The organism is Allobosea sp. FG18 (assembly GCF_057809495.1).
In genome coordinates this window covers 1-7,942 of record NZ_JBMDKB010000054.1, presented here as the reverse complement: position 1 = coordinate 7,942, position 7,942 = coordinate 1, and the positions used below count along the sequence as shown (strand labels likewise).

General features: G+C 62.9%; 8 protein-coding genes and 1 pseudogene. 8 read left to right on the top strand and 1 reads right to left on the bottom strand.

The genetic code is table 11. The annotated features are described in order from the left end of the window. Positions 1 to 550: 550 nt before the first annotated feature. The 8 genes from ACODTJ_RS28625 to ACODTJ_RS28590 all read left to right on the top strand — a co-directional run bounded on the left by ACODTJ_RS28625 (position 551) and on the right by ACODTJ_RS28590 (position 6,871). Positions 551 to 904 carry a hypothetical protein gene (locus ACODTJ_RS28625; protein ID WP_454655611.1) on the top strand — a complete coding sequence of 118 codons (354 nt, stop codon included), beginning with the start codon at positions 551 to 553 and terminating at the stop codon, positions 902 to 904. A 123-nt stretch (positions 905 to 1,027) separates the two neighbouring features. Beyond that, entirely contained in the window at positions 1,028 to 1,165 is a 138-nt protein-coding gene (locus ACODTJ_RS28620; RefSeq protein WP_454655610.1) for a hypothetical protein, read from the top strand. A 1-nt stretch (position 1,166) separates the two neighbouring features. After that, a complete protein-coding gene (locus tag ACODTJ_RS28615; RefSeq protein WP_454655609.1) occupies positions 1,167 to 1,424 on the top strand; it encodes a hypothetical protein in 258 nt (85 codons plus the stop codon). A 309-nt stretch (positions 1,425 to 1,733) separates the two neighbouring features. After that, the gene (locus ACODTJ_RS28610; RefSeq protein WP_488851565.1) at positions 1,734 to 2,693 is read left to right on the top strand and encodes a class I mannose-6-phosphate isomerase; all 960 of its coding nucleotides are present in this window, start codon (positions 1,734 to 1,736) and stop codon (positions 2,691 to 2,693) included. Next, positions 2,690 to 4,957: a glycosyltransferase family 4 protein gene (locus ACODTJ_RS28605; protein WP_454655607.1), complete on the top strand. Its 2,268-nt coding sequence runs from the start codon at positions 2,690 to 2,692 to the stop codon at positions 4,955 to 4,957. The genes ACODTJ_RS28610 and ACODTJ_RS28605 overlap by 4 nt, the downstream gene beginning before the upstream one ends. A 39-nt stretch (positions 4,958 to 4,996) precedes the next feature. Continuing rightward, positions 4,997 to 6,373: a glycoside hydrolase family 130 protein gene (locus ACODTJ_RS28600; RefSeq protein ID WP_454655606.1), complete on the top strand. Its 1,377-nt coding sequence runs from the start codon at positions 4,997 to 4,999 to the stop codon at positions 6,371 to 6,373. Next, positions 6,370 to 6,600, top strand: a complete 231-nt coding sequence (locus ACODTJ_RS28595) for a hypothetical protein (protein WP_297255763.1) — start codon at positions 6,370 to 6,372, stop codon at positions 6,598 to 6,600. Before ACODTJ_RS28600 ends, ACODTJ_RS28595 begins: the two co-directional genes overlap by 4 nt. 58 nt (positions 6,601 to 6,658) lie before the next feature. After that, positions 6,659 to 6,871 carry a hypothetical protein gene (locus ACODTJ_RS28590; RefSeq protein WP_297255761.1) on the top strand — a complete coding sequence of 71 codons (213 nt, stop codon included), beginning with the start codon at positions 6,659 to 6,661 and terminating at the stop codon, positions 6,869 to 6,871. A 68-nt stretch (positions 6,872 to 6,939) separates the two neighbouring features. On the opposite strand, the pseudogene ACODTJ_RS28585 reads toward ACODTJ_RS28590, so the two are convergent. Further along, a pseudogene (locus tag ACODTJ_RS28585) lies at positions 6,940 to 7,122 on the bottom strand (DUF4167 domain-containing protein); the annotation flags it as partial. Between the last annotated feature and the right edge of the window lie 820 nt (positions 7,123 to 7,942).

The window sequence follows — 7,942 nt, the reverse complement described above, 5'->3', positions numbered from 1 at the left end:
CAAAATCTCAGCAATTACCGAGCCGCAGCGCACTGCCGCGAGAGCGGCTTAGTCCCTTGGCGCAAGGCGCCGGACGACCGATCCTATCCAGATTGCCGATGCTGTGCATCATACGGGCGACGGGCGGCACACAATGCCCGCTCGCATGAGGCATGCCCTCGGGCGCCTTCGCCGCTGTCTGCCGATGGGCGATCCCGATCATCGGTGATCCGTCGCAAGCTTCCAGTCCCTTGGCGGATATCAAGGGCTCCTTGCTTGCTGATGAAGTGGAAACGGCCCTTCAAGGCATCTGGCGGCCGTGCCCTCAGTTCGCGGAAAAGCGACCCGGCAGGCGATCAAACACCTATCTCACATGAGCGAGGCTTTGCAGCCATACGGTTTTCCGAATTCATGACATCTGGAATTTCAGGCATCAGGAAGGTCCGTAAATCGCGGAGCAGAAATAATATTCGATCTCGCCTTCGTGAGATAAATAAACAGTATTATTTTCTAATTCTATGATACATTATTTCACGGGAGATTTTTCTTCCGCAAATCGGAAGGATTTTCAATGAAAATCCCCTCTCAAACCAAACCTGCCATCTGGGGCGCCGTTGGCGGCGCTGTTGCCCTTGCCATTCTCGGCTTCACCTGGGGTGGGTGGTCCACCGCTTCGTCGAGCGAACGCGTGGCGAAGCTCAGAGCCGAGAATGCCGTTGTCGCGGCCTTGTCTCCGATCTGCGTGAGCAACTTCCAAAAGCAGCCCAATGCCGATGCCGCCCTCGCTGAGCTGAAGAAGATCAGCTCGTGGAGCCAGGGCGATTTCATCGCCAAGGGCGGCTGGGCCACGATGATCGGCAGCACGTCGCCGGACTCGGCCGTCGCCAAGGCCTGCGCCGAAACGCTCGGCATGTCCAAGACCTGAGACGATCGCAACGGCGACAGCCGTACGCAGCGACATCGTCCGTCGATCATGAGCCATTCCGCGTGAGCAGCGCGGAGTTGGCGGCGTTCATGTCGCCTCCCTGCTCGGCAAGAGGAGTTTCATATGGCCAAGGGACAGACGCGCGGCAACCGAGAAGCCAAGAAGCCGAAGAAGAAAAAGGAAGCGGCGGCAGTGCCCGTATCGGCGAAGGGTCTGCCGGCAGCGCTCGAACTTGCGGGAAAGCCGAAGAAGAAGAGCTGACGTGAACATTCGTAGCCGGGAAACCACGGTCACGTTCAGGAACCCTTTCAGACTGAGCGCGATAGACCATATGCAGCCTGCCGGCACCTACCGCGTGGTGGTCGACGAGGAGGAGATTCCAGCTACCTCGTTCCTGGCCTATCGCCAGATCGCCACTATGCTGCACACGCCATCGCTTTCTTCGTCAGGCAGCTCCCAGGTGTTCACGGTGAGCTCGGGCGAACTGGCCAGCGCGTTGGAGGCTGATATCAGCGCTTAGAACGACGCCGGCGAGGAGGCCCACGCGCCGGCCTTAGCTGATCGAGCACGCTGTACGGCGCGGCGGGCGCATTTGACGCCTCATCTCAGCCATGGCGCGTTTCGAGGCTGCGTCGAGCGGCCCGATCGTTCGGAAAATTGCTTCAAAACCGGGAGTGCGGCTGACGCCCTTCTGACGCGTGCCAACCAGCCGACGCAACTCGCGATACGCGATTGCGTGCGCCGGCGCCCCCACGAACCGCCGCTGCCCAAGGCCGGCGCGCGACGATCCGTCGGTCGATTTCCGGCCGTACGAACCAGGAGCCCTATAATGGCGCTCGAACAAGCCTGCATCGAGATGATCCCCAAGCCCTGGGGATCGACTGACCTGCTTCCCTGGAGCGGAATCGGGCATCCCGGCGTTCCGATCGGTGAACTCTGGTTCCAGCGCTGCGAGAAGCATGCACCGGAGCCAGCCTTGCTGCTCAAACTCCTGTTCACGCGGGAGCCCCTGTCGATCCAGGTCCATCCGGACGATGCCGCCGCCCATGGGATGGGTCTGCCACGCGGCAAGACCGAAGCCTGGTACATCCTGTCCGCCGCATCCGACGCCACAGTGGGAGTCGGTCTCGAGGCGGTCGCCACCCCGGAGCAATTGCGGGCGGCCGTTGCCGATGGCTCGATCGCCCAGCTTGTCGCCTGGCATAAGCCGCTCGCGGGGGAAATCATCGCCGTCCCGGCAGGGACGATCCACGCGATCGGCGCGGGTCTCGTGCTCGCCGAGATACAGCAGCGCAGCGACACGACGTTCCGGCTTTTCGACCACGGCCGTGCCCGAGAACTGCACGTCGAGCAAGGCGTTGCGGTCGCTGATGCAGGTCCCACGAAACTGACCGTGCCGCCGCGGCGCCTGAGCGACGTCCGGACCCTGCTCGTTGCAAACCCCTACTTCGTCTTCGAGCGGATCGACCTGCCTGCCGGATCGATCTGGGAGCTCGAAGCGCGATGCGAGACTTGGCTGGTCGCGATCGCCGGCGATGCCACGATCGGCGCTCTCCAAATCGGCGTCGGTCAGGGCTGCTTCATCGAGGCCGAAAGCGTGCGCATCGTGCCGGGCGAAGCCGGCCTGTCCTGCCTCGTCGCCTATGACGCGGCGGTACCCAGCCGCGATCTCCTGCGCCGTATCTACGGCGACGGCATGCCCAGGTTCCGCGAGACGGTTTCACCGCCGACAGGGCCGCCGCAGGCCGTTTTGAATTCGCCAGTTCCGTCCACGGAGGCACGATCATGAGCCCGACCAAACGCATCGCCTTCATCGGCAACTCGCTGCCCCGCCGTTGCGGGATCGCGACCTTCACCACCGATCTGCAGCAGGCGATCGCATCCTCCGATGTCGACACCTCCATCGTCGCGATGAACGACCATGGCAACGGCTACGATTATCCGTTTTCCGTGCACTGCCAGATTTCCGACCAGCGGCTCGAAGACTATGCGCGTGCCGCCGACTTCCTGAACGAGGGCCGCTTCGACGTCGTTTCCCTTCAGCACGAGTTCGGCATCTTCGGCGGTGAAGCCGGGAGCCATATCATGGCGCTGCTTTCGCGCCTGACCATGCCCGTCGTCACGACGTTGCACACTGTCCTGGCCGAACCGAATGCCGCGCAGCGCGACGTGATGGAACGGATCGTCGATGCCTCGGCTCGCGTAGTCGTCATGGCGGAGAAGGGGCGCGACCTGTTGCGGACCGTCTATCGGTTGCCGGCGGACAAGATCGAGGTGATCGCGCACGGCATTCCTGAATTTGCCTTTGTCGAGCCCGATGAAGCCAAGGAAAGGCTGGGCTTTGGCGGTCACTCCGTCATCCTGACATTCGGCCTGCTGTCGCCCAACAAGGGCATCGAGGTGATGATCGACGCGATACCCTCGATCCTGAGGCGCCGCCCCGATGCAATGTATGTCGTTCTGGGCGCGACGCATCCTCATCTCGTCCGCGAGCATGGCGAGGCATATCGCGAAAGCCTGATGGCGCGTGTGCGCGAGCTCGGGGTCGAAGACCACGTCGTCTTCCTCGACCGGTTCGTTGATCAGGCTACGCTGCTCGGCTTCATCTCGATGTGCGATGTCTATGTCACGCCCTATCTCAACGAGGCGCAGATGACATCGGGCACGCTGTCCTACAGCTTCGGGCTGGGCAAGGCCGTGGTTTCGACGCCCTATTGGCATGCCAGGGAATTGCTTGCGGACGGGCGCGGCATCCTCGTGCCCTTCGGCGATGTCGTCGCCATTGGTAACGAGATTGCAGGCTTGCTGACCGATGCGCCCAGGCGCCAGGCCATGAGGCTGCGCGCCTATGCGAGCAGCCGTTCGATGACCTGGGAGCGGACCGCGAAACGCTATCTCGCCACCTTCGAGACGGCCCGCCGCGGTCGTGTGCTGAGCGCTGTTGCGGGCTCAAGCCAGCCGAGGGCCCTGCCGACAACGGTCCCGCCGCCGGAGATGCAGACCGGGCACCTTCTGTCCATGTGCGACGATACCGGGTTGTTCCAGCATGCCGTCCATTCCGTGCCGGACCGCTCGCATGGCTATTGCGTCGATGACAATGCTCGCGCTCTGCTCCTGGCCTGTGCCCTGAACGGCACCGGCGAGTCGCGCCTGCCGGACGCGCTCGCGGCGCGCTTCGCCTCATTCGTGCAGCACGCCTGGAATCCCGATCGGCAGCGCTTCCGCAATTTCATGAGCTTCGATCGGCGCTGGCTCGAGGAAGCCGGGTCGGAAGACAGCCACGGGCGCACACTCTGGGCGTTGGGTGTCTGCGCGCGCGATGATGCGAGCGCTTCGCGGCGGCGATGGGCTGCCGCCCTGTTCACCGAAGCGTTGCCCGCCATCGAGCGTTTCAGCTCCCCGCGCGCCTGGGCCTTTGCCCTGCTGGGCCTCGACGCCCATTGCACCACGGCGGTTGCCGTCTCGCTCCGCACACTTCTCGCCGACCGCTTGCTCAGCTTGATCGCGGCGGTCGAAACACCGGATTGGGTCTGGTTCGAGGACGGGCTCTCCTACGACAATGCACGCCTGCCCCAGGCGCTGATCGCGACGGGATTGGCGATGAAGGTACCGGCCTATGTCGAGGCCGGCCTGCGCTCGCTGCGTTGGCTCACGCATCTCCAGACGACGCGGGCAGGCCTGTTCAGGCCGGTCGGCTCGGAGAGCTTTGGCGATAGGCGCAGCACGCCGAAGGCTTTCGACCAGCAGCCGCTGGAAGCGACGGCGGCGATTTCGGCCTGCCTCGCAGCCTGGCGGGCCGACGGCGATCCGCAATGGCGTAACGAAGCTGCGCGCGCTTTCGCCTGGTTCCTGGGCGACAATGATCTCTCCACGCCCCTGGTCGACCTGGACGCCGGCGCCTGCCGTGACGGCCTCCATCGCGATCGGCCAAATGAGAACCGCGGCGGTGAATCCGTCGTATCGTACCTGCTCAGCCTCGCCGAGATTCGCCAGCTTGCCCGCGTCAGCGGGGATCGCCCGAAACTAACGCCACTTCGTATCTTGCACGCCTGAGCTTTCGGCGACCTTGCTCAAAACAGATCGGCGGACATCTTGTCCCAGCCCAGTTTCCTGAACCGGCAGACCCTGTACCTGCATCCCGACCCCTCCCGGGTCGTCGTGCGTCGGTTCGGCCCCGCGGGCGAGCCACGGGATTTCATTCCCGCCGAGAAGGCGAAGGCGAACCACATCGTCGACCGGGTTCTGTCGCTCGCCCCGGAGGAGGCGACGAACCTGCTTGCCGAGGTGCTGGAGAATTTCAACGGCCGGCACCGCAACCTGCTGGAGCGGTTCGAGACGCGTGCCGATGAGATGGAGGATGCCTTCGCCGCTCACGGCGCCTTCACCAAGGTCCAGCGCCAGCTGGTCGGGGCCTATTTCCTGCACGAGTATTCGTTCGAGGCGGCAGCGCTCTTCAACCCGAGCATTGTCGCGCATCCCGACCAGTCCGATGCTCCAGCCGGCGGGCTTCGCTTCATCCTCAGCGTTCGCGCGGTTGGCGAGGGGCACATCTCGTCCCTGACATTCCGCTCCGGATCGATCGCGGCCGGTGGTGGCGTCAGCATCGACCCAACCTCGCGCCTGGCGACGATCGCCACCCTGCACAACCGGATGGCGCGGCTCGATGGCGAGGACGTCGAGGTCGTCTTCGCGGCCGACAGCGACATCAGCGAGCGGGTGATCTTTCCCGTGACCACGTCGCAGTCGAACGGCATCGAGGACGCGCGCTTTGTCGCGTTCGAGGAGAATGACGGCACCGTCTATCGCGCCACCTATACGGCCTATGACGGCAGGTCGATCCGCTCGGAGCTGATCGAGACCCGCGACTTCCTGTCGTTCCGGCTGTCGCCGCTACGCGGCTCCGCCGCCGTGAACAAGGGCATGGCGTTGTTCCCGCGCAAGCTCGGCGGTCGCTACGCAATGATCTCCCGGCAGGACAATGAAAACCTCTACCTGATCTATTCGGATGATCTCCTGACCTGGAACGGCGGAGTCGCCATCCTGAAGCCACAGTATCCGTGGGAGTTCGTGCAGATCGGCACCTGCGGTTCGCCGATCGAGCTCGACGAAGGCTGGCTGCTCCTGATCCACGGCGTCGGGGCGGTGCGAAAATACACGATCGGTGCGGTCCTGCTCGACAAGGCGGACCCTTCGAAAGTGCTGGGGCGCCTGCGCCAGCCTTTCGTCCAGCCCGAGTCCTCGGAACGGGAGGGCTACGTACCGAACGTCGTCTACACCTGCGGCGCGATACGCCACAGCGACATGATCGTCCTGCCTTATGCGGTCTCGGACACCTTCTGCCATTTCGCCACGGTGAAGGTCGCAGCACTACTGGAAGCGATGGAGCCGGGCTGCGCGGTCATAAATGCGCCCGGCAAAGACAAGCGGCCTTACGCCGGACAACTCACTCTCGAAAGCGAAAAGCCATGACCGAACGTCCCATCAAGGTCGGCGACACCGTGCGCCTGTCGTTCGGCTTCGCCGATCGCTCTGGAGAGGGCGACTACGAGATTATTCGCGTGATGCCGGCGCGGGAGAGCGGTGAGCGTCATTACCGGGTTCGAGGCATCGACGGCCGCGAAAGGGCGATCGGTCACAACCAGATCATTGTTTCAAAAGCAAAGGCCAAATCGCCGGTATCCGGCTCTCGGGAATGATCAGGAGCGGCCCGGCATCGACCAGGAGGCTGTCGCCGCCCATCAGGAGGAAAGCAGAATGACCGAACGCTCGAAATCACGCACCCAGGCAGAGGCTGCATTCCTGAAGACGCAGACGCAATCGCTGTCGCGGAATCGCCTTCTGTCGGAGACTGAAAGCCTCAACCAGGAGCGCGACGCGAAGACGGCCCGGCTGAAGGAACAGCGGCTGCGCAAGGAGGCTGATGAGCGCGCAGGCGGCGCTACAGTCCCGTCGAAGAATCTGCCGTGAACCGCTGAGCTCTCGACGCGGCATCGCGATCGTCGATCGTCAGCCCTGCTAAGCGCTTGGTTGTTCAACAGGCGGCGATAGTGATCGGCCTGCTGATAGAAGCGCTCGGCTTCAACTTTGTCACCGATCATTTCCGACCCGCGTGCGAGGGTGAGCGTGCGCTCGTATCTTGCCTGAAGGTTGGGCGTTCGCGGTGCCTCGGCCAGGCCACCTCGATTCTGAGGGCGCCGCGCGCGATGATGCAAATCCATGGTTCTTTTCCCCTTAACCCAGGATCTCAGCGACGATCTCACGCAATTCAGCGCGTGAGAGACCGCCGGAAACGGGTTTGCAGATCGGTGCAGGGAGCGGAGACAGGGGTGCCGGCGCTGCCTTGCCGATACGGTGTTTTTTTTGGTCTTGTCGATGGTCTTGTTCATATGAATCCCATGGCGCGCGGCTCGGCCACGCGACGTGTCAGGCAGCCGGCACAATGCCGGCAGCGGATGCCGCAAAGCGGCGAGCGATGTCGAAAGAGAAAAGAAGTCGGGCAAACCGCGAGTTCGCGATGCCAGCTAAGCGACTCCGTCGATCATTTATTATTAGTCGATCATTGTGGCCGTTTGAGGTCCCTGCGAGGCCACATCCAGCGGGAGTGCGCCACGCGTTTCTTTCAAGCGACTTGATTGAACTCCGGCAACGGGCGCCCCACGACTGCCATGTAGCGATCCGTCCAGTTGGTAACGGCAAGCTCGATCGCTATCCCGCCTTCACATTAAAGAAGGATTTTGTAGGAGAACTCGCTCGGATCGGCAGTTTCTGTATCGCAGATCAGATATCCGACCCAATGATGCTCCTGATGCGTGCCGAACTGATATTTGGCATGCAGCCTTCGGCCACTGCGTAAAGTGACCGACCCGGTTCCGTTGAGCATGGTTTGTGTCTCCGCTTGGCGGCGTGACAGGCGCCGCGACGGTCATTTCCAGAAGCGGTATGGAGACAACTGTAGCTGAACAAAGCGCCCTTTCGCCGGACATCGTGCGTATTCCGATGAAGCCGGCCATTGATTCCGAAACGAAGCCGGCCACCTGT